Origin of the sequence: Peptoniphilus sp. (assembly GCF_034090345.1) — a bacterium.
Classification (GTDB): domain Bacteria; phylum Bacillota; class Clostridia; order Tissierellales; family Peptoniphilaceae; genus Peptoniphilus.
In genome coordinates this window covers 21,505-40,137 of sequence record NZ_JAXDSS010000052.1, presented here as the reverse complement: position 1 = coordinate 40,137, position 18,633 = coordinate 21,505, and the positions used below count along the sequence as shown (strand labels likewise).

General features: G+C 31.2%; 18 protein-coding genes. 16 read left to right on the top strand and 2 right to left on the bottom strand.

Features of this window, described 5'->3' with window-relative positions; translation table 11 throughout:
* Positions 1-8 precede the first annotated feature (8 nt).
* The 14 genes from cysS to SOR77_RS04400 all read left to right on the top strand — a co-directional run bounded on the left by cysS (position 9) and on the right by SOR77_RS04400 (position 14,981).
* Entirely contained in the window at positions 9-1,403 is a 1,395-nt protein-coding gene (cysS, locus tag SOR77_RS04465; protein ID WP_320635980.1) for a cysteine--tRNA ligase, read from the top strand.
* The gene (locus SOR77_RS04460) at positions 1,388-1,813 is read left to right on the top strand and encodes a Mini-ribonuclease 3 (protein ID WP_320635979.1); all 426 of its coding nucleotides are present in this window, start codon (positions 1,388-1,390) and stop codon (positions 1,811-1,813) included. Before cysS ends, SOR77_RS04460 begins: the two co-directional genes overlap by 16 nt.
* Positions 1,810-2,541: an FAD-dependent thymidylate synthase gene (gene thyX, locus SOR77_RS04455; RefSeq protein ID WP_320635978.1), complete on the top strand. Its 732-nt coding sequence runs from the start codon at positions 1,810-1,812 to the stop codon at positions 2,539-2,541. The genes SOR77_RS04460 and thyX overlap by 4 nt, the downstream gene beginning before the upstream one ends.
* A 23-nt stretch (positions 2,542-2,564) precedes the next feature.
* Positions 2,565-3,284, top strand: a complete 720-nt coding sequence (gene rlmB / locus SOR77_RS04450; RefSeq protein WP_320635977.1) for a 23S rRNA (guanosine(2251)-2'-O)-methyltransferase RlmB — start codon at positions 2,565-2,567, stop codon at positions 3,282-3,284.
* Positions 3,265-3,783, top strand: coding sequence for an NYN domain-containing protein (locus SOR77_RS04445; RefSeq protein WP_320635976.1), 519 nt, complete (start codon positions 3,265-3,267; stop codon positions 3,781-3,783). The genes rlmB and SOR77_RS04445 overlap by 20 nt, the downstream gene beginning before the upstream one ends.
* Before the next feature lie 289 nt (positions 3,784-4,072).
* Positions 4,073-6,805 (top strand): preprotein translocase subunit SecA, encoded by a 2,733-nt coding sequence (secA, locus tag SOR77_RS04440; RefSeq protein ID WP_320635975.1) that lies wholly within the window; start codon positions 4,073-4,075, stop codon positions 6,803-6,805.
* A 113-nt stretch (positions 6,806-6,918) separates the two neighbouring features.
* Positions 6,919-7,938: a hypothetical protein gene (locus tag SOR77_RS04435; RefSeq protein WP_115312165.1), complete on the top strand. Its 1,020-nt coding sequence runs from the start codon at positions 6,919-6,921 to the stop codon at positions 7,936-7,938.
* A gap of 5 nt (positions 7,939-7,943) precedes the next feature.
* Complete coding sequence (locus SOR77_RS04430) at positions 7,944-8,972, top strand: hypothetical protein (RefSeq protein WP_320635974.1); 1,029 nt, start codon at positions 7,944-7,946, stop codon at positions 8,970-8,972.
* A 2-nt stretch (positions 8,973-8,974) separates the two neighbouring features.
* Entirely contained in the window at positions 8,975-9,646 is a 672-nt protein-coding gene (locus SOR77_RS04425; protein ID WP_320635973.1) for an ABC transporter ATP-binding protein, read from the top strand.
* Positions 9,647-10,112: 466 nt separating this feature from the next.
* The gene (locus tag SOR77_RS04420; protein WP_320635972.1) at positions 10,113-12,047 is read left to right on the top strand and encodes an acyl-CoA dehydrogenase family protein; all 1,935 of its coding nucleotides are present in this window, start codon (positions 10,113-10,115) and stop codon (positions 12,045-12,047) included.
* 59 nt (positions 12,048-12,106) lie between these two features.
* On the top strand, positions 12,107-13,348 hold the full coding sequence (locus SOR77_RS04415) for an FprA family A-type flavoprotein (RefSeq protein ID WP_320635971.1): 1,242 nt from the start codon (positions 12,107-12,109) through the stop codon (positions 13,346-13,348).
* A gap of 174 nt (positions 13,349-13,522) precedes the next feature.
* Positions 13,523-14,134 carry a hypothetical protein gene (locus tag SOR77_RS04410; RefSeq protein WP_320635970.1) on the top strand — a complete coding sequence of 204 codons (612 nt, stop codon included), beginning with the start codon at positions 13,523-13,525 and terminating at the stop codon, positions 14,132-14,134.
* Positions 14,135-14,197: 63 nt separating this feature from the next.
* Positions 14,198-14,512, top strand: a complete 315-nt coding sequence (locus SOR77_RS04405) for a hypothetical protein (RefSeq protein WP_320635969.1) — start codon at positions 14,198-14,200, stop codon at positions 14,510-14,512.
* Positions 14,513-14,567: 55 nt separating this feature from the next.
* A complete protein-coding gene (locus SOR77_RS04400; protein WP_320635968.1) occupies positions 14,568-14,981 on the top strand; it encodes a hypothetical protein in 414 nt (137 codons plus the stop codon).
* A gap of 101 nt (positions 14,982-15,082) precedes the next feature.
* Here the strand turns inward: SOR77_RS04400 and SOR77_RS04395 are convergent, their stop codons facing one another.
* Positions 15,083-16,264, bottom strand: a complete 1,182-nt coding sequence (locus SOR77_RS04395; protein ID WP_320635967.1) for a coenzyme F420-0:L-glutamate ligase — start codon at positions 16,262-16,264, stop codon at positions 15,083-15,085.
* Position 16,265: 1 nt separating this feature from the next.
* Positions 16,266-16,841, bottom strand: a complete 576-nt coding sequence (locus SOR77_RS04390) for a 5-formyltetrahydrofolate cyclo-ligase (protein ID WP_320635966.1) — start codon at positions 16,839-16,841, stop codon at positions 16,266-16,268.
* A 211-nt stretch (positions 16,842-17,052) separates the two neighbouring features.
* Here SOR77_RS04390 and ftsE point away from each other — a divergent pair, with 211 nt between their 5' ends.
* Together ftsE and ftsX are read left to right on the top strand one after the other, a co-directional pair.
* Entirely contained in the window at positions 17,053-17,739 is a 687-nt protein-coding gene (gene ftsE / locus SOR77_RS04385; protein WP_320635965.1) for a cell division ATP-binding protein FtsE, read from the top strand.
* On the top strand, positions 17,726-18,625 hold the full coding sequence (gene ftsX, locus SOR77_RS04380) for a permease-like cell division protein FtsX (RefSeq protein ID WP_320635964.1): 900 nt from the start codon (positions 17,726-17,728) through the stop codon (positions 18,623-18,625). Before ftsE ends, ftsX begins: the two co-directional genes overlap by 14 nt.
* Positions 18,626-18,633 lie beyond the last annotated feature (8 nt).

Below are 18,633 nucleotides of genomic sequence, written 5' to 3'. Positions count from 1 at the left end.
GAGGAAAAATGAAATTATACAATACTTTATCCAGAAGTCTGGAAGAATTTCATCCTGTAGTAGAGGGTGAAGTCAGGATGTACAATTGTGGACCCACTGTCTATAACTATATCCACGTTGGAAACGCAAGACCTCTTTGTGTTTTTGATACTTTGAGAAGATATTTCATATATAAGGGAAATGACGTCAAGTTTGTAGTAAATTTTACAGATATAGATGACAAGCTTATAAATAAAGCTAACCAAGAAGATACAACTGTAAAAGAAGTTGCTGAAAGATTTATAAAAGAATTTAAAACAGATGCAAATGGGTTACATCTTTATGACTACAATACAATGAATCCAAGAGCTACTGAGCATATCCAAGAGATAATAGATTTTATAGCTGGATTAGTTGAAAAAGGAGCTGCTTATGAATCCGATGGAGATGTTTATTTTAAAGTTGAATCTTTTACTGAATATGGGAAATTATCACATAAAAAATTAGAGGACTTAATAAGTGGAGCCAGAGTTGATATTTCATCGTTAAAGGAAAATCCGGCAGACTTTGCACTTTGGAAGAAAAAGAAAGAGGGAGAACCATATTGGGAATCTCCATGGTCCGAGGGAAGACCTGGCTGGCACATTGAATGCTCAGTAATGGCAAAATCTCTGCTTGGAGATACAATAGACATCCATTCAGGTGGAGAAGATTTACAATTCCCACACCATGAAAATGAAATAGCTCAATCAGAAACACTAAACGAAAAGCCTTTTGCAAATTATTGGCTTCACAATGGAATGATCACAGTAGACAATGAAAAAATGAGCAAGTCTAAGGGGAATTTCTTTACAGTTAGAGAAGTTGCTGAGGAGTTTGACTTGGAAGTATTGAGATTTTTCTTATTGTCAAGCCACTATAGAAGTCCGATTAATTTTTCAAGAGATGTAATGATTCAAACTAAGAATTCACTTGAAAGAATCTATAACGGAAGAGATAAATTAGTTGATTTACTTGAAGTCACAAAAGAAATTGAGCTTTCTGATGAAGATAGAGAGTTTTTAAATTCAATTGAAGAAGAAGTTAAATTCTTTGAGGCATCAATGGAAAATGATATAAACACAGCAGACGCAATAACAGCAGTGTTTAATATAGTTAAAAAAATCAACACAGGACTTAATGAAAATTCAAATAAAAAAGTAGTTTCATCAACACTTGATACACTTTTAAAACTAACAAAAGTTCTTGGTATTTTAGAAATTAGTCAAGAGACAGATGCAGAAGTTGAAAGACTTATTGAAGAGCGTGTTCAAGCAAGAAAGAATAAAGATTTCCATAGAGCAGATGAAATAAGACAAGAACTTCTTGATATGGGAGTAGTAATAGAAGATACAAGAGCGGGAACGAAATGGAAAAGAGCTTAAAGTTTTTAAAAATTTCAAAAGGGTATGATGAGAGTTCTATTAGGGAACTCTCTCCTCTTGCTCTAGCTTTTTTAGGGGATTCAGTTTACGAATTGTTAGTTAGAACCACAATTTTAAATAAAAATAAAAATCCAAAAAAATTACATCTAGAGACAGTAAACCATGTAAAGGCATCTAGTCAATCAGACTCTATAGAAAATATATTAGATAATTTAACGGAAGAAGAAATGAGTATATTTAAAAGAGGCAGAAATGCTAAATCGCATACAATACCAAAAAATCAAAGTGTTTCTGATTACAGAAATGCCACAGGGTTGGAATGTCTATTTGGATATTTATACTTATTGGATAAGTCGGATAGAATACTTGAGTTGTTTGAAATGATTACAGAAAGTAGGGGTAGAATATGAAAGTCGAGATTATAGCTCACACTCCAAATCCGGAGGAGTTGATAGCAAAATCAGCAAAATTATGCTATTCAAAAGTAGGAGTGGAAGAAATATCTGAAAATATGACAAAAGAAGATGCTCAGAAATTTTTGAAAATGTTGATGAGTTTTTCTCACGCATCACCTATTGAGCATGCAAGTTTTACTTTTGCAGTTGAAGGAGTTTCAAGAACTTTGACTCATCAATTAGTAAGACACAGAATTGCATCTTTCTCACAACAATCGCAAAGATACGTTAGGCTTGATGAATTTAACTATATTATCCCACCTGAAATTGAAAAAAATGAAGAAGCTAAGAAGATTTTTATAGATGCAATGGAAAATTCAAAAGAAGCTTATAAAAAGATAACAGAAATTTTAATTGCTGATAAAGAGGGAGAAGGCAATAAGAGTGCCATAGAAAAAGCTTCGATAGAAGATGCAAGGTATGTATTTCCAAATGCTTGTGAAACTAAAATTGTATTTACGATGAATGCAAGAACTCTTTTGAACTTTTTTGAACTAAGATGTTGCAATAGAGCTCAATGGGAAATCCGCCAATTGGCAACTGAAATGCTTAGAAAGTGTAAAGAAATAGCGCCGACACTATTTAGTTTAGCCGGACCAAGTTGTGTATCAGGAAGTTGTCAAGAGGGAGCTATGTCATGTGGAAGAGCTAAAGAAGTAAGAGAATTTTACAGAAGTCTATAAATTTTGGCTTGATAGGAGAAATTATGAAGTATATATATGGAAGAAACCCTGTAATTGAAATGCTAAAAGCTGAAAAAGTAGACAAGCTATACATTCAACAAGGTAACAGAGAAGGCTCCATCAAAAAAATATTTGGAATGGCAAAGTCAGCCGGAGTATTGATAACTGAAGTTAACAAGAATAAATTAGATGAATATGCAAATTCTTCAAACCACCAAGGGGTAGTTGCTTTGGTATCGGACTTTGAATATTCAAACATTGAAGAAATGCAAAATTTAGAAATAGAAAAGATTTTGATATTGGATAAGATAGAAGATCCACACAACTTTGGTGCTATAGCAAGAAGTGCAGAGGCTTTTGGGTTTAATGGGATTGTAATTCCAAAACATAATTCAGCTTATGTAAATGATGTAGTATATAAAACTTCAGCCGGAGCAATAGAGAGACTGAAAGTTGCGATAGTTGTAAATCTTACACAAACAATAGAAAAGTTAAAGGAAAATGGATACTGGATATATGGAACTGACTTACAAGGAGAGAAATATAGCTCTGTAAATTTACAGGGGAAAATAGCTCTTATAATTGGAAATGAAGGTAAGGGGATGTCTCAAGGTTTGAAAAAACACGTAGATGAAATGCTTACAATACCGATGGTGGGATCAATAAATTCCTTAAATGCATCATGTGCAGCATCTGTTTTGATGGCGGAAGTTTTAAGGCAAGATGAAGCGTCTAAATTATAAGAAATCAGAAAGATATTTGTTTGTAGATGGATACAACATAATAAATGCTTGGGATAGTTTTGATAAATCAATTCCTTTGGAAGATCAAAGACTACAGCTTGTAGATGTGCTGTCAGAATACGCTCACACTGTTGATGAAAAAATAATAGTTGTGTTTGACGCTTACATGGTAAAAAAATCTGCCGGAGCTATTTATGATTACAAAGGGATATTGGTTGTATTTACAAAAGAGTTTGAGACAGCGGACCACTATATTGAAAGACAATTATCAGAGATGAAAAGAGTTAAGGGTGTAAGAGTCGCCACATCAGATAATATAGAACAACAAATTATATTATCAAGAGGCGGAGTTAGACTTTCGGCGAGAGAATTTGAAGTTGAAGTAGAGCTTTCAAAACAAAAAATTTTTACGAAACAAAAAGTACTAAAGAAAAAAGCTGAACTTACTAACAAAATTGATGATGAGCAGTTGAATAAATTAAAAGATATGAACTTATAAAACACAGTACTAAACAAACTGTGTTTTTTAGTTAACAAAATATTAACTTTATCTACTTAATATTTGATAAAAACTATTAAAAATTTGAAAATACTGCTATAATAGGTAGCAGAGCTTATGTTTATACATAGTAGTTAATCGCGTGACGTAGTAAAATATGCTATGTCTTTTTAAATTATATAAATTTTTCAAAGTTTTGTTTAACTTTTTCGGAAAAGCTATATTTTTTTTGAAATAAAGTATATAATAAGGGTTAGCATAAAAATGGCTTAACAGAAAGGGTGGTTAAGTGGGTTTATTTGAAAAAATCTTTGGAAGTTATTCCTCAAGAGAATTAAAAAAGATTGAACCTATAGTAGATAAGGTTATGAGTCTTGAATCAGAAATGGGAGAATTAACTGATCAAGAATTAAAAAATAAAACACAAGAGTTTAAAGACAGATATAAAAATGGAGAAAGTTTAGATGACTTATTACCAGAAGCATTTGCAGTAGTTAGAGAAGCTTCTTGGAGAGTTTTAGGAATGAAACATTTCCGTGTTCAAGTCATCGGTGGTATTATTCTTCATCAAGGCAGAATTGCAGAAATGAAAACAGGGGAAGGTAAGACTTTAGTTGCGACACTTCCTTCATATTTGAATGCAATCACAGGAGATGGAGTGCATGTAGTTACAGTAAATGATTACCTAGCAAACCGTGATAAGCAGTGGATGGGGAAAGTATACAATTTTCTAGGACTTACTGTTGGCTGTATCATTCATGATATGACTCCGGAAGAAAGACAAGTTGCTTACGGGGCAGATATAACATACGGAACTAATAATGAATTTGGATTTGACTATTTAAGGGACAATATGGTCATCTACAAACACGAGAGGGTTCAAAGAGAACTTAACTATTGTATAGTTGATGAGGTCGACTCAATTTTAATAGATGAAGCTAGAACTCCACTTATCATTTCGGGTATGGGTGATGAGTCAACTGAATTATATACCAGAGCTCGTGATTTCGTAGAAACATTGAGTTTTAGAATAAAAACAGAAGATGAATCAAACTTCGAAAGATTTAATAGAAAATTTGATGAAGAAACAGTTGATTTTGTAATTAGTGAAAAAGATAAAACAGCTACTCTTACTGACCATGGTATAGAAAAAGCTGAAAAATACTTTGGAATTCAGAATTTAGCAGACCTTGAAAATATGGAATTATCTCACCACATAAATCAAGCTCTAAAAGCTAAGGGAACTATGAAAAGAGATATTGACTATGTAGTAAATGACGGTGAAATTATAATCGTAGATGAGTTCACAGGTCGTTTGATGTATGGTAGAAGATATTCTGAAGGTCTACACCAAGCAATTGAAGCTAAGGAAGGACTTGAAGTTAAGGCTGAGAGCAAAACTTTAGCTACAATAACATTCCAAAATTATTTTAGAATGTATAAAAAACTTGCAGGTATGACAGGTACTGCAATGACAGAAGAAGGCGAATTCAGAGACATCTACAATATAGATGTTGTTGAAATTCCAACTAACAAACCTATACAGAGAGTAGATAACAACGACTCAATCTACAAAACTGAAGAAGCTAAATTCAGAGCTGTAACTCGTGAAATCAAAGAAGCTCATGAAGTTGGACAACCGGTCCTTGTTGGTACAATTTCAATTGAAAAATCTGAAGAACTTTCAAAATATTTAAAACACGCAGGAATTAAACATAACGTATTGAATGCCAAAAAGCACGAACAAGAATCTGAAATAGTTGCACAAGCGGGTCGTTTTGGGGCTGTTACAATAGCTACAAACATGGCTGGCCGTGGTACTGATATTGTGCTTGGAGGAAACCCTGAATTCATGGCTAAACAAGAAATGAAGAAAAAGGGATACGAAGAAGCAGTTCTTGAAGAAGTGGATTCGTACAATGAAACTGATGATGAAGTAATTGTAGAAGCAAGAAAGACTTATCAAGAATTAGTTGCTAAATACAAAGTTGAAACAGATAAAGAAGCAGAACAAGTAACAGCTGTTGGTGGACTTAGAATAATCGGTACAGAACGTCATGAATCTCGAAGAATTGACAATCAGTTAAGAGGTCGTTCTGGTAGACAAGGAGATAAAGGCTCTACAAGATTCTATATTTCAGGTGAAGATGATTTAATTCGTCTATTTGCCGGAGATAGATTTAAACAAACTATGGAAATGGTGGACACTCCTGATGATGAACCGATAGAAGCTGGAATTTTAACAAGACTTATTGAGTCTGCCCAAAGAAAAGTTGAAGGTAATAACTTTTCAATTCGTAAACACGTTCTTCAATATGACGATGTTATGAACAAACAAAGAGAAGTAATTTACGGAGAGAGAAAAAGAGTTCTTGAAGGCGAAGACCTAAGAGAATATATAATCTCTATGATTGAAGACTTAATAGATAAAACTGTAGATTTCTACAATAAGACTAATGAATCTAATCAAAAATATATTGATATGGAAGGTCTTAGAAATTATGGAATAAATCAATTTGGATTTGAAGAAGACTTCTTAGATGGAGAAGAAGCGAATGTAGATTCTCTAAAAGAATTATTCAAAGACCTTGCTCTTGATAAATATGAAGACAAGGAAGATGAATTCACACCTGAGAAATTTAGAGAAATAGAAAGAGTTGTACTTTTACAAAATGTCGATCAAAAGTGGATGGACCACATTGACGCAATGGATCAACTCAGAAAGGGAATTGGTTTAAGAGCAGTAGGGCAAGTAGATCCTGTTCGTGCATACGGACAAGAAGGATTTGACATGTTTGAAGAAATGAATGAGTCAATTATGGAAGATACAATTAAAATGTTGTACCATGTTGTAAATCCCGAAAGAGTTGAAAGAGTAAGAGTTGCTAAAGAAGTAGAAACAGTAAATCCTGATGATGGAAAGAAAAAGCCTTATGTTAGAAAAGATAAGAGAGTAGGACGTAATGATCCTTGTCCATGCGGCTCAGGCAAAAAATATAAAAATTGCTGTGGCAAAAAATAAATAGTTTAGTTTATAAGAATCTCAAGTTTAGGCTTGAGATTTTTTGTATTGTAATAGTAAAAGAAAGGTGATAATCTGAATAAAATAAATTTAATTAAAAGGGAAGTGAAGTCATGAATATTATAAAGAAAAATATAATTTTAATTTTATTTTTTATAACAATTAATTGTGTATTTATATTGGCATTTAATTATATAGTAGGAAATGATGAAGCGAAATTCCCTTATAACATGAGTGAAAATTATATAATTTTTACTAAAGATGAAGATTTACCATATAAAAAGAAAAGTTTTGACTTTTTAAATATGTATGATGATATAAGAGTTATAGCAGAGGGAAAAGATAATATAGTTTTGGGGGTATATGACCCTCAAATGTACTATTATATACTTTCTACTAAATTTGTTATTCCGAAATGGTTTAGGTACTTTTCAAGTGAGGATTATGCAGATAAAAACAAAGTAGGAATTGCAATTGTATCGATAGAAGATATTAAGAGAAAAGGTTTTGACAATAAATTTATGACTGAAGTAGAGGCTAGTTATGATTTTGAACTCATAAATTTGTTTGATAGAAGTTCAGTTATAGCTGATGGACATTTTCAAATTATTAAAAATCTATTTGCAATGGATGAAGAAATATCAAAAATTTACATAGATTCACATGATATAAAGACAATCAAAAATGTGAGTAAGAATTTTAAAGATTTAGGATATAAAGAAACATCAACAAAGAATACGAAGGCTATATTAAGTTTATTATCTGAAACATTAGAGAGCAAGAGATATGTACAATATATGGTACTAAGTGTAGCTTTTATATATTTGTTATTAATATATGGGATTTTTATTGGGTTATTAAAATACGATAAGCATATCTATATAAGCAAAATATCAGGAGCATCAACATGGGATATGTTTAAAATTTTTATAAAAAGAATATTGCCTATTTCTATAGTTATGAGTGCAGTTTCAACTTTATTGTCTATATCATACTTAAACTTTGCAGGTAAGATAGATATCAGTGGAGTACATTTAATTAAAATTCAAGGGTTTATACTTTTTAGTTTGTGGACTGTTTTATTTATAAAATATTTTTTAACAAGTTTAAAAATTAAAAAGATAATGAGGTGAATGAGATGTTTTTAGATATATTAAAATTAGGCATAAAAGATATATTTAAATATAAACGTGAATTTCTTATTTTAGAACTTGTTATTATGATAATAACTCTAATATCTATATCATCTTTTGGCTCCATGATTTCTGTCTTTGAATCTGAAAAATTTGAAACCTATTATTCCGCCGTTCCAATATCTTATGATCAAAAAGAAAAAGATAGTATTATGAACAGATTAGATTCTATTTTTAAAAAGGGTGGATATACTTATTTTTACTCAGATTATGTAAATACAAAATTTGATGTAGAAGTGTTGGTATTAGTTGGAAAATATGAAGATAGGTCTGAGAATAATATAATCTGGTGTGTTCCTAAAGAGGATTTAAGAAAATTAAAAAACAGTTCATTAGGGAAGATTGAAATTATAAATTCAAGAAAAATTAATGAGAAAAAAATGGAACTTATTGGAATGGAGAATTTATTAAAAGATAAGAGTGTACAGCTTATAAAGTTTGAAGGCGAAGAATTTAAAAATTTGGCAAATTATCAAATTGCAGATATTGAACTCATAGCTTTATCAAAAGATGCAAAGTTGGCAGATAATATAGATAATAATGATGTGCATAAAGAATTTGAAAAAGCTTTTGAGAATACTTTTTTGCATTTACAAAGGGATGAATTTTCTAATGTTGAGGAAATTAGTTTTGTAAAGAGATTTATGTCTGTTTATATTATTGTTAGCATAATGGTTGTTGCTTTGGGGATAGTAATTGTAACTAAACATATATATGCAAAATTACACAGAGAGTACATTATTCATTTGATATGTGGAGCAACAAAGCTAAATATTTTTATAAGAAACTCAATATTTTTGATGTTTTTAATAGGCATAAATTTTTTGTTTATGGGTTATTTAAATGCTTTTCATATAGATGCGTTTTTTATTATTAATATTTTTATCTCATTAATATTTATAATAATTTTTGAACTTATTACTTTGAGAATTTTAATAAAAGAGGATTTAAGTATCAAGTTGGAAGGAGAATAGAGATGCTGGAAATAACTAATTTAGTTAAAAAATATAATGAAAATTCTAGTTCTGAACAAATTGTATTAAATGATTGCTTTTTTAAAATAGAAGAAGGAGAGAAAGTTATTATAACCGGAGAAAATGGCTCGGGGAAGACAACTTTGTTAAAAATTGTAGGATTATTGGACAAAAATTTTTATGGCAAATATCTAATAGATGGCAATAATATAGATAACTTATCTAATAGAAAAATAGCAGAGCTAAGAAATGAGATGTTTGGTTTTATTTTTCAAGAATATAATCTCTTGGAAGAAGAAACTGTTTACGAAAATATAGTAATACCACTAATATATTCAAAAAAATACAATAGATTAGAAAAGAAGGACAGAATTTATCATGTTTCTGAAATTTTAGAGATAAAGGAGTTTTTAAATAAGAAAGTTAAATTTTTATCCGGGGGAGAAAGACAAAGGGTAGCTATAGCAAGAGCTATAATAAATGATCCAAAGGTGCTCATTCTTGATGAACCCACAAATGCTTTAAATCCAAGATTGAAAGCAAAGGTGATATCATATATAGAAAAATTGGGAAGTGAAAAGAGTTTGATTTTAGTTACTCATGATTACTCTTTAGTCGAATTATTTAATTGGCGCCACTATGAAATAATAGATGGGAAATTAATTAGGAAATAAATAATTAAGTAATAAGTTAACAATTAAGTTAGCTTATTTTTTAGGCTCTATAATATCTGCTGGGAGTAAATCTCTAACAGATATTATAGAACCTAAAATTTAAAACATAGTTTTTGAAAATATTTTCAAAAACTATGTTATTTTTTTGTTAATTGGGTATTAATGAATAGACAATTTGATACGGTACATTTACAAAAAAAGTAATGTAATGGACTAGCATATACAACACTATTATGGTATAGTTTATTGCATAGAATTTATTTGTAGGAAAAAGTTTTTATCAATACTTAAGTGTATAAGAGCAAGATAGAAATATAAATAGTAAATATAAATGAGTTTTACTATAGGTTATGCCGGGGATAATGTTATAAATAATCAGCAATAGCTGAAACTGATGAGATTTAAATTATGTAGTAAGAGAGATTTAGATTTCTCTTGAAATTAGTAGGAAAGAGGAGGTACAACGATGTTGTATAGCACTACAAAAGAACATGAGGAACTCCGTAAGGCTATAAGAGAGTTCGCAGAAGCAGAAGTTAAACCGATAGCATTTCAATTAGATCAAAACAATGAGTTTCCGCATGATGTTGTAAAGGCAATGGGAGAACATGGATGGATGGGAATCCCTTATGCAAAAGAGTATGGTGGAGCAGGTTTAGATGCTATATCATATGCTATCGCTGTTGAAGAGTTATCAAGAGTTGATGGTGGGGTGGGTGTAATTTTATCAGCTCATACATCACTTGGTTCATATCCAATTGAAGCATTTGGTACAGAAGAACAAAAGAAAAAATACTTAATACCATTGGCTGAAGGTAAGAGCATAGGGGCTTTTGGTTTAACTGAACCTGAAGCAGGTTCTGACGCTGGTGGAACTCAAACTGTAGCAGAACTTGACGGAGACCACTATATATTAAATGGTAACAAAATATTTATAACAAACGCTCCAGAAGCGGACACATATGTTGTATTTGCTGTAACTACTCCAGGAATCGGAACAAAAGGTATTTCAGCATTTATCGTAGAAAAAGGTTGGGAAGGGTTCTCTTTTGGAGATCCATATGACAAGCTTGGTATAAGATCATCTAAAACTGCTGAACTTATATTTGACAATGTAAAAGTTCCTAAAGAAAACTTACTTGGTCAAGAAGGTCAAGGCTTTAGAATCGCTATGCAAACACTTGATGGTGGACGTATTGGTATAGCAGCTCAAGCTTTAGGCATAGCTCAAGGTGCGTATGAACACGCTCTTAAATATGCAAAAGAAAGAATTCAATTTGGAAAACCTATAGCACAACAACAAAGCATAGGATTTAAATTAGCTGATATGGCTACTAAATTAAGAGCAGCAAGATTCTTAATTTATTCTGCAGCAGAAATGAAGACTTTACACGTTCCTTATGGAACTGAATCAGCTATGGCAAAGATGTATGCTTCTGATATAGCTCTTGAAGTTGTAAATGATGCTCTTCAAATCCACGGAGGTTCAGGTTACCTAAAGGGTATGGAAGTAGAGAGATTCTACAGAGATGCTAAGATTACTACAATCTACGAAGGAACTAACGAAATTCAAAGAGTTGTTATCGCAGCTAGTTTAGTAGGTAAAATGCCTAAAAAATCTAAAGGAGCAGCTACAGCTCCAGGCAAAAAAGAAGGTCCTATAACTGGAGAAAGAAAACGTCAAATAATTAAAGCTGATACTGCAAAAGAAGCTGTAGATGAACTTATAAAAAACTTAAAGAAAGACGGATATGATTTTTCCGTAGGTATAGATATCAACACACCTATTGCCGATGCTGAAAGAGTAGTTTCAGTTGGTAAGGGAATAGGCAGTGAAGAAAACATGGAACTTGCAAGACAAACTGCAAAAGCTTTTGGTGCTGCACTAGGTAGTTCAAGACCTGTTGCTGAAAACCTTAAATTAGTACCGCTTGAAAGATACGTTGGTATGTCAGGACAAAAATTCAAAGGCAATCTTTATGTAGCACTTGGAGTTTCAGGAGCATCTCAACACTTAAAAGGTATTAAAGACGCAGCGACAATAGTTGCTATAAACAAGAACTCAGGAGCTCCTATATTTAAAAATGCTGACTATGGTATCGTAGGGGATATGTTTGAAATTATGCCACTTCTAATTGAAGCTCTCGGAACAGAAGAAAAAGCTCCAGCACCTGAATTTAAAAAAGTTAGAAGATCAAAACCAAGAAAATTAGCTCCTAATTACGGTGTATATGTATGCCAAGGTTGCGGATATGAATATGACCCTAATGTTGGAGATCCAGAAGGAGAAATAGATCCGGGAACAACATTTGAAAAACTTCCGGAAGATTGGATTTGCCCTAAGTGTCAAAAGGAAAAATCACAATTTGTAAAAGAAGAATTCCCTAAAGATAGACAATAGTTTAAAGTTTGTGTAAGATTAGGGAAATAAAATAGTAGTTATAAATTTAGGAGGCAAATATGTACACTGTTAGAAACGTAACAGAAGATTTATATTGGGTGGGCGTTAATGACCACAAAACAAGTTTATTTGAAAATATTTTTCCAATACCAGAAGGAGTTTCATACAACTCATACCTATTGTTAGATGAAAAGACAGCTCTTTTCGATACAGTAGATTGGCAATTCGCACAAGAGTTTGTAAAAAACATTGAATACACTCTTGATGGAAGAGATTTAGATTATTTAGTAATACACCACATGGAACCGGATCACGCAGGAACAATTGAAGAAATTTGCTACAGATATCCAAATGTAAAGATTGTTTCAAGCGAACAAGGTTTTGAAATCATGAATCAACTTGGCTATACAAAACAAGATGAACATGAACAAATTATAGTTAAAGAAGGAGATACTCTAAGCTTTGGTAAACACACTAATGCTTTCGTAGAAGCTCCTATGGTTCACTGGCCGGAAGTCCTAATATCTCTTGACTTAACTGATGGAGTTCTATTCTCAGCAGATGCTTTTGGTACTTTTGGTGCACTAGATGGTAAACTTTTTGCAGATGAATTAGATTTCGATAGAGACTATTTAGATTATATGAGAAAATACTACAGCAATATCGTAGGAAAATATGGTCCATTCGTACAAGATGTTTTAAAGAAAGCGGCAGATTTACCAATTAAATATATCTGTTCTCTACACGGGCCGGTTTGGAGAGAAGATTTAGGATATATCATTGGCAAATATGATACTTGGTCAAGATATGAACCTGAAGAAGAAGGTGTTATGATAGCTTATGCATCAATGTATGGACACACAGAATATACTGCACAAGCATTGGCATCAGAACTTTGTAGAAGAGGAATGACAAAAGTTGTACTTCACGATGTGTCTACAACAGATGTAGCTGATTTGATTTCAGATACTTTCAAATATTCTCATCTTGTATTAGCTTCAGTAACTTATAACTTGGGGATTTATCCTAAGATGAAAGACTTTATCCACGACTTGGAAGCTCTTAACGTTCAAAACAGAACGGTTGGTATAATTGAAAATGGTACTTGGGCTTGTACAGTTGGAGACAAGATGGAAGACTATGTAAATGAAAACCTAAAGCTTGTTGACGTATTAGGCGATAGAGTTACCGTAAATACTTCTCTAAGTGTTGCTAATAAGAATGATATGGAATCTCTTGCAGAAGCAATTTTAGAATCTATGGCTAAAAATAGAGAACTAAAAGCAAAGTTAAGTAAATAAATTATAAAGGGGCTACTTAGGTAGTCCTTTTTATATCTATTTTTAATAGATTTTATTTATATCGTCATATAAAAATAAATGTTCAAAAAAAGTATTGATTTTTTTTTTTTTGATATAAAGCTTTTAAAAGCAATAGGTTATAGTAAAATGTTAACTTAAAAAAGGAGGATTGTAATGAAAAAGACGATATCAACATTTTTGAGTTTTTTATTGTTATTTGTTTCAGTTCCACAAATGAGTAGAGCACAATCATTTACTATTGGTGGAGGGTACGAAGTTAAATCCGATAAAGAGGAAATAAATTGTTATAGAATTGGAAATAAGATTTATGTAAATGGAATACATGAAGCTACTATAATTGAAAATACATTTCCTAATAATTTAAATAATAATATAAATGAAAATATGTTTAGGACAGGCTGGATGTATACAGAAACTTGTCCTTTTGGAACAGCATCTGATTATACAAACTATATTGACACAAAAACCAGGAATATTTATCTGGAAAGAGAAATAGCAACATATACTTCAATTGTTTTAGGGGCGATAATTTCAAGCGTTTATTCTAGTATACCTCAAGGGATAGCTATAGGGATAGCTGGAAAAATTTTAAGTAACTTACCTGGTTCAAATTATGGTAATTTAAAAACTTTGTATTTTAAAGAAGATATATATGCTCATAAATCAGTGGGAAGTATTTATAGAAAAAATGTATTAAATTTTTATTTTGATTCTAATTTTACAGAATATGCTACAAGTCAAGTTATGTATAGTTGGTGGGGTTAGATTTATTAGTTAGTAATAATATCATTAAAAATAGTATTGTTTTAAGTATAATTGGAGAACCCTATGCTAAAAGAAAGAATTAAATCAAAGAAGCTATTTGTTATAGTCAATAGTATTGTTTATATATTGTTACTTTATCCTTTAATAAATGGACTTTATAATATATTTAATCCACTTTTTATTGTGTGCTATACAATCAGCTTTATTTGGAATTTTAAATTATTGAAAGATGAAAATAAAATATCAATAAATAATGTCTTGGGAATTACCATAGTATATGGGCTTGGATTTTATATGATGTGGCAAGTTTTTTTAAACATAATATATAATGTTGTTATAATTTCAAAACATGTGTTTAATTTTATGATTTATGAGTAAAATAAGTAGTATAATAGACGGTCTCATTTAGTTATATTTATAAAGGAGGATTGTAATGAGTTTGAAAAAGGTTTATAAAAAAATTATATTTTTTGGATTGCCAGTAGTTTTAGTTACAGCAATTTTTATGAATTACACAAGAGAAGAAGTACATATTCAAAGTTTTGAAAAAGATAATCTTATTTATTTAGCTGAAAAGAATGGTAATTATGTAAGTTCTTTTAGAAATATGTATTTAAATGATTTAGAGATAGTTACTATTGGAAATGGAGAAAACTTAACTATAAAATTTACTGATAATAAGGATAATGAAGTTACAGATTCCGTTACTATTAAAGCTGGTGAAAGCAAGGAAATAAAATTATCAAAGTTACTTACTTTTGATGACAGCATAAATGTTAAAGTAGTTTTTAATGATTCATTAAAAGATAATGTAACTATAGTTGCTAAAAAAGCAGGTTTACATTGAGAGATAAGATGAGGTGAGTTGCCTCATCTTTTTTATGTTGTAAAAAATATTTAAATTTAGAAAATAAAAAATCAGCCCGAAGGCTGATAATTATATATACTCTATTTTGTTGCGTAGTTATCGAAGTAACCTTGGATTAAGATTACAGGAGTTCCCTTATCTCCAGAACCTGAAGTTAAATCGCAAAGAGAACCAAGTAAGTCAGTAAGTCTTCTTGGAGTAGTACCAAGAGTTTCATTTTTACCCACTAAGTCAGCATCTTTGTTATTTATTTTTTCTCTCATAGCTTCAGAAGCTTCTTCGCCTGAAAGACCTTTAAGTTCTGTATCTGCTATATACTTAATTTTTAGTTCGTTTGGAGTTCCGATAAGACCTTTAGTGTGTCCAGGACTTACAACAGGGTCTGCAAGTTCCCAAATTTTACCTACCGGATCTTTGAACGCTCCATCTCCGTAAACCATTACTTCAATGTTGTTACCTGAGTATTCGTTAAATTTCTTTTGAAGTTCCTCAACGAATGGTTGAGCATCTCTTGGGAAAAGTTTAACAGTTTCTTCATCTGAAAGGTTAGAGCCTAATAGACCATATTCAGAATTGTATCCACTTCCGTCAATAGACTCGTTCATTATATCATCAAGACCATAAACTAGGTTTGCACCGGAATCTTTAAGTTCTTGTTTAACAAGTTCACGAGTGTGGATAGAACATACTAAAATATCTTTAGTATATTTTAGTATTGCTTTTGGGTCATTAGAAAAGTGAATTTCTGAATTTGGAGCAATTTCTTTGTAAAGAGAAACATAGTCTATTCCGGTGAATTCATGTTTAACTTCTTCTCCAAATAATTTTCTATAATCACTTTCTTCTAATACATCAGAATAAGGATTGATATGTTTGTCATAAAGGGCTTTTTCGTCCATTAAGTGATTTCCAACTTCATCAGATGGATAAGAAAGCAATATGTGAAGCTTTCTGCCACTCTTAGCAATTCCTCTTAAAAGAGTTGAAAATCTGTTTCTGCTTAGTATTGGAAAAACTAATCCGATTTCGCCATCAAATTTTTCTCTAACATCTTGAGCGATATTGTCTGTACTCACGTAATTACCTTGAGCTCTAGCAAGTAGAGATTCAGTAATTGCAACTACATCTTTGTCTACAAGTTTAATGTTTTGAGATTCTACAGCTTTTACAACTGAATCAAATACGATATCAGAAAGATTGTCTCCTTCTTTTACAATCGGTGTTCTAATTCCTCTAACAACAGTACCAAAATATCTTTCCATTTTAATTTCCTCCTAAAGGGGTAAATCCATCTTCAGATAGAAATAGATGTAACTGCTGGTCATTGTCATCATGATCAAGCTCGTCAGATAACATATACGAATAACCTATACCTAGACGGGTTGGATTAGTTTTGAGGGTGGCAAAGAATTTATCATAAAAACCTCCACCATAACCAATTCTGTATCCATTAAGATCAAATGCAAGACCCGGAGTTAAAACTAAATCTAAAACTTCAGGATCTACTAAGTTAATGTTTTTCTCAGAAGGCTCGAGTATTCCCATATAATTAGGCTGTAAGTCTTCAAAATTTTCTATTTTGGAGACGCCCATGGTGAATGTTTCTCTATCGACTACAGGCACATAAATATTTTTTCCGTCTTTTAGAGCTTGTTTTATAAACTGATGGGTATCAACTTCATTTTGATAGCTAACAAATGTAAAAATATGATTGCTATCTTTGTATAATTCTGAGTTGGTTAAATTTGTAAAAATTTGAGCCGATGCAGAATTAATATAATCGCTCGTAAGATTTTTTCTTTTTTTTAAGTTTTCTTTTCTCATTTGGATTTTATCCATTCTCATCACCTCAACATTAACATTATACACGAATTTTATGGAATTTCCAGTTTTTTATAAATTTAATACAATAAAAATTTATAAAAAATAGTTTATTTTACTATTAAAAATTAGTTTAATCCATTAAAATATCGATAAAGGTTGTAATTTGTTACTGTTTTGTAATATAATAAAAAATCAAGAATAATTAATTTTTATGAAAGGAATAACAATGATAGAATTTAAAAATGTATTTAAAGAGTATGGTAACGGAGTTATGGCTCTTTCAAATATAAACATGGTTGTTCCGAGAGGGGATTTTGTTTTTTTAGTTGGTCCAAGCGGAGCTGGAAAATCAACTCTTGTAAAGCTACTCATAAGAGAAGAAAAAGTTACAAGGGGAAACATTATAATAAATAACACTGATATAACTAAGTTAAAGAATAGTCAAGTTCCTAAGCTTAGAAGAGATATTTCAGTAGTATTTCAAGATTTTAGGCTTTTGGCTAAAAAAAATGTATTTGAGAATGTGGCATATCCTCTTGAAGTTCAAGGAGAAAGTAAAAAGAATATAAGAATAGCGGTGGAACATGCTTTAGAGCTTGTAAATTTAGAGGATAAAATAAAATCTTATCCTTCAGAGTTATCAGGTGGGCAAGACCAAAGAGTATCAATAGCAAGAGCTATAGTAAATAAAGCCCCCATCCTTGTATGTGATGAACCAACAGGTAATTTAGATCAGGAAACTGCATGGGAAGTTATGAACACTCTTGAAAAGATAAATAATCAAGGGACGACAATTATAATGGCAACTCATGCAGTTGAAATTGTAAATAATATGAAAAAACGAGTTATAACTCTAAAAGATGGCCAAGTTGTAAACGACGTTAAAAATGGAGGATATTATGAGAATATTTAGACAGGTCATAAATATCCTAAAAGAGAGTTTAAAAGGGATAATAAGGAATTTTGGAATGGCAACAGCTTCAACTATTTCAATAGGAGCTATGTTGACTCTTTTTGGAATTGTATTGTTACTTCTTTTAAATATAAATAGTGCTGTTTATAATTTGGGTCAAGAACTTGATAAAGTTGTAGTTTTTATAAAAGATGAAGCACCGGCAGCAGACATAAATAACTTGATAGCTAAATTGAGTAAAGATGATCGTGTAACCCAAGTACAATATATATCTAAAGAAAAAGCGGTTGAAAAATTTAAAGAACGTTTGGGAGATAAGGCTTATGTAATGGATTCCTTACCGCCAGATGCACTTCCTGCATCTTTAATTGTGAGTTTAAACGACTTGACTCTTGCATCTGAAGTTGCAAGAGAAATGACGGGGAATAATATTGTAGAAAGAGCTGACTATCAGTACGAATTGATTGAACAAATGTATAAATTTGAAAACATGGTAAAGTATGTTGGTGCAGCAATTGTATTGGCATTAGTGTTTGTTTCAGTTTTAATTATTCATAATACTATTAGAATAGCAGTTTCTAATAGGAGTCACGAGATAAATATAATGAAATATATAGGAGCGACAGATTCGTATATTAGAAGTCCATTTTTAATAGAAGGAATAATATTTGGATTAGTTGGCGCAGCATTGGCGTTTTTTATTGTTCACCATTTGTACAGTTTTTACTATGCAGGTCATAATGCACAAATAACAAATATAATTGAGGTTGGGCTTGTAAGTCCTACTATAATAGGTAAGCATATTTCAATTATATTTGCCTGTATTGGGGCAGGCATAGGTTATTTAGGTTCGTTGGTGTCTACTGAAAGACATTTAAATGTATGAGGAGACTT

Excerpts from the sequence above, each read along its gene's own strand:
- SOR77_RS04425 (WP_320635973.1), top strand. The coding sequence starts at position 8,975 with ATGCTGGAAATAACTAATTTAGTTAAAAAATATAATGAAAATTCTAGT.
- SOR77_RS04405 (WP_320635969.1), top strand. The coding sequence starts at position 14,198 with ATGCTAAAAGAAAGAATTAAATCAAAGAAGCTATTTGTTATAGTCAAT.
- cysS (WP_320635980.1), top strand. The coding sequence starts at position 9 with ATGAAATTATACAATACTTTATCCAGAAGTCTGGAAGAATTTCATCCT.
- SOR77_RS04395 (WP_320635967.1), bottom strand. The coding sequence starts at position 16,264 with ATGGAAAGATATTTTGGTACTGTTGTTAGAGGAATTAGAACACCGATT.
- ftsX (WP_320635964.1), top strand. The coding sequence starts at position 17,726 with ATGAGAATATTTAGACAGGTCATAAATATCCTAAAAGAGAGTTTAAAA.
- thyX (WP_320635978.1), top strand. The coding sequence starts at position 1,810 with ATGAAAGTCGAGATTATAGCTCACACTCCAAATCCGGAGGAGTTGATA.
- SOR77_RS04400 (WP_320635968.1), top strand. The coding sequence starts at position 14,568 with ATGAGTTTGAAAAAGGTTTATAAAAAAATTATATTTTTTGGATTGCCA.
- rlmB (WP_320635977.1), top strand. The coding sequence starts at position 2,565 with ATGAAGTATATATATGGAAGAAACCCTGTAATTGAAATGCTAAAAGCT.
- SOR77_RS04415 (WP_320635971.1), top strand. The coding sequence starts at position 12,107 with ATGTACACTGTTAGAAACGTAACAGAAGATTTATATTGGGTGGGCGTT.
- ftsE (WP_320635965.1), top strand. The coding sequence starts at position 17,053 with ATGATAGAATTTAAAAATGTATTTAAAGAGTATGGTAACGGAGTTATG.
- SOR77_RS04420 (WP_320635972.1), top strand. The coding sequence starts at position 10,113 with ATGTTGTATAGCACTACAAAAGAACATGAGGAACTCCGTAAGGCTATA.
- SOR77_RS04410 (WP_320635970.1), top strand. The coding sequence starts at position 13,523 with ATGAAAAAGACGATATCAACATTTTTGAGTTTTTTATTGTTATTTGTT.
- SOR77_RS04390 (WP_320635966.1), bottom strand. The coding sequence starts at position 16,841 with ATGGATAAAATCCAAATGAGAAAAGAAAACTTAAAAAAAAGAAAAAAT.
- SOR77_RS04460 (WP_320635979.1), top strand. The coding sequence starts at position 1,388 with ATGGAAAAGAGCTTAAAGTTTTTAAAAATTTCAAAAGGGTATGATGAG.
- SOR77_RS04430 (WP_320635974.1), top strand. The coding sequence starts at position 7,944 with ATGTTTTTAGATATATTAAAATTAGGCATAAAAGATATATTTAAATAT.
- SOR77_RS04445 (WP_320635976.1), top strand. The coding sequence starts at position 3,265 with ATGAAGCGTCTAAATTATAAGAAATCAGAAAGATATTTGTTTGTAGAT.
- SOR77_RS04435 (WP_115312165.1), top strand. The coding sequence starts at position 6,919 with ATGAATATTATAAAGAAAAATATAATTTTAATTTTATTTTTTATAACA.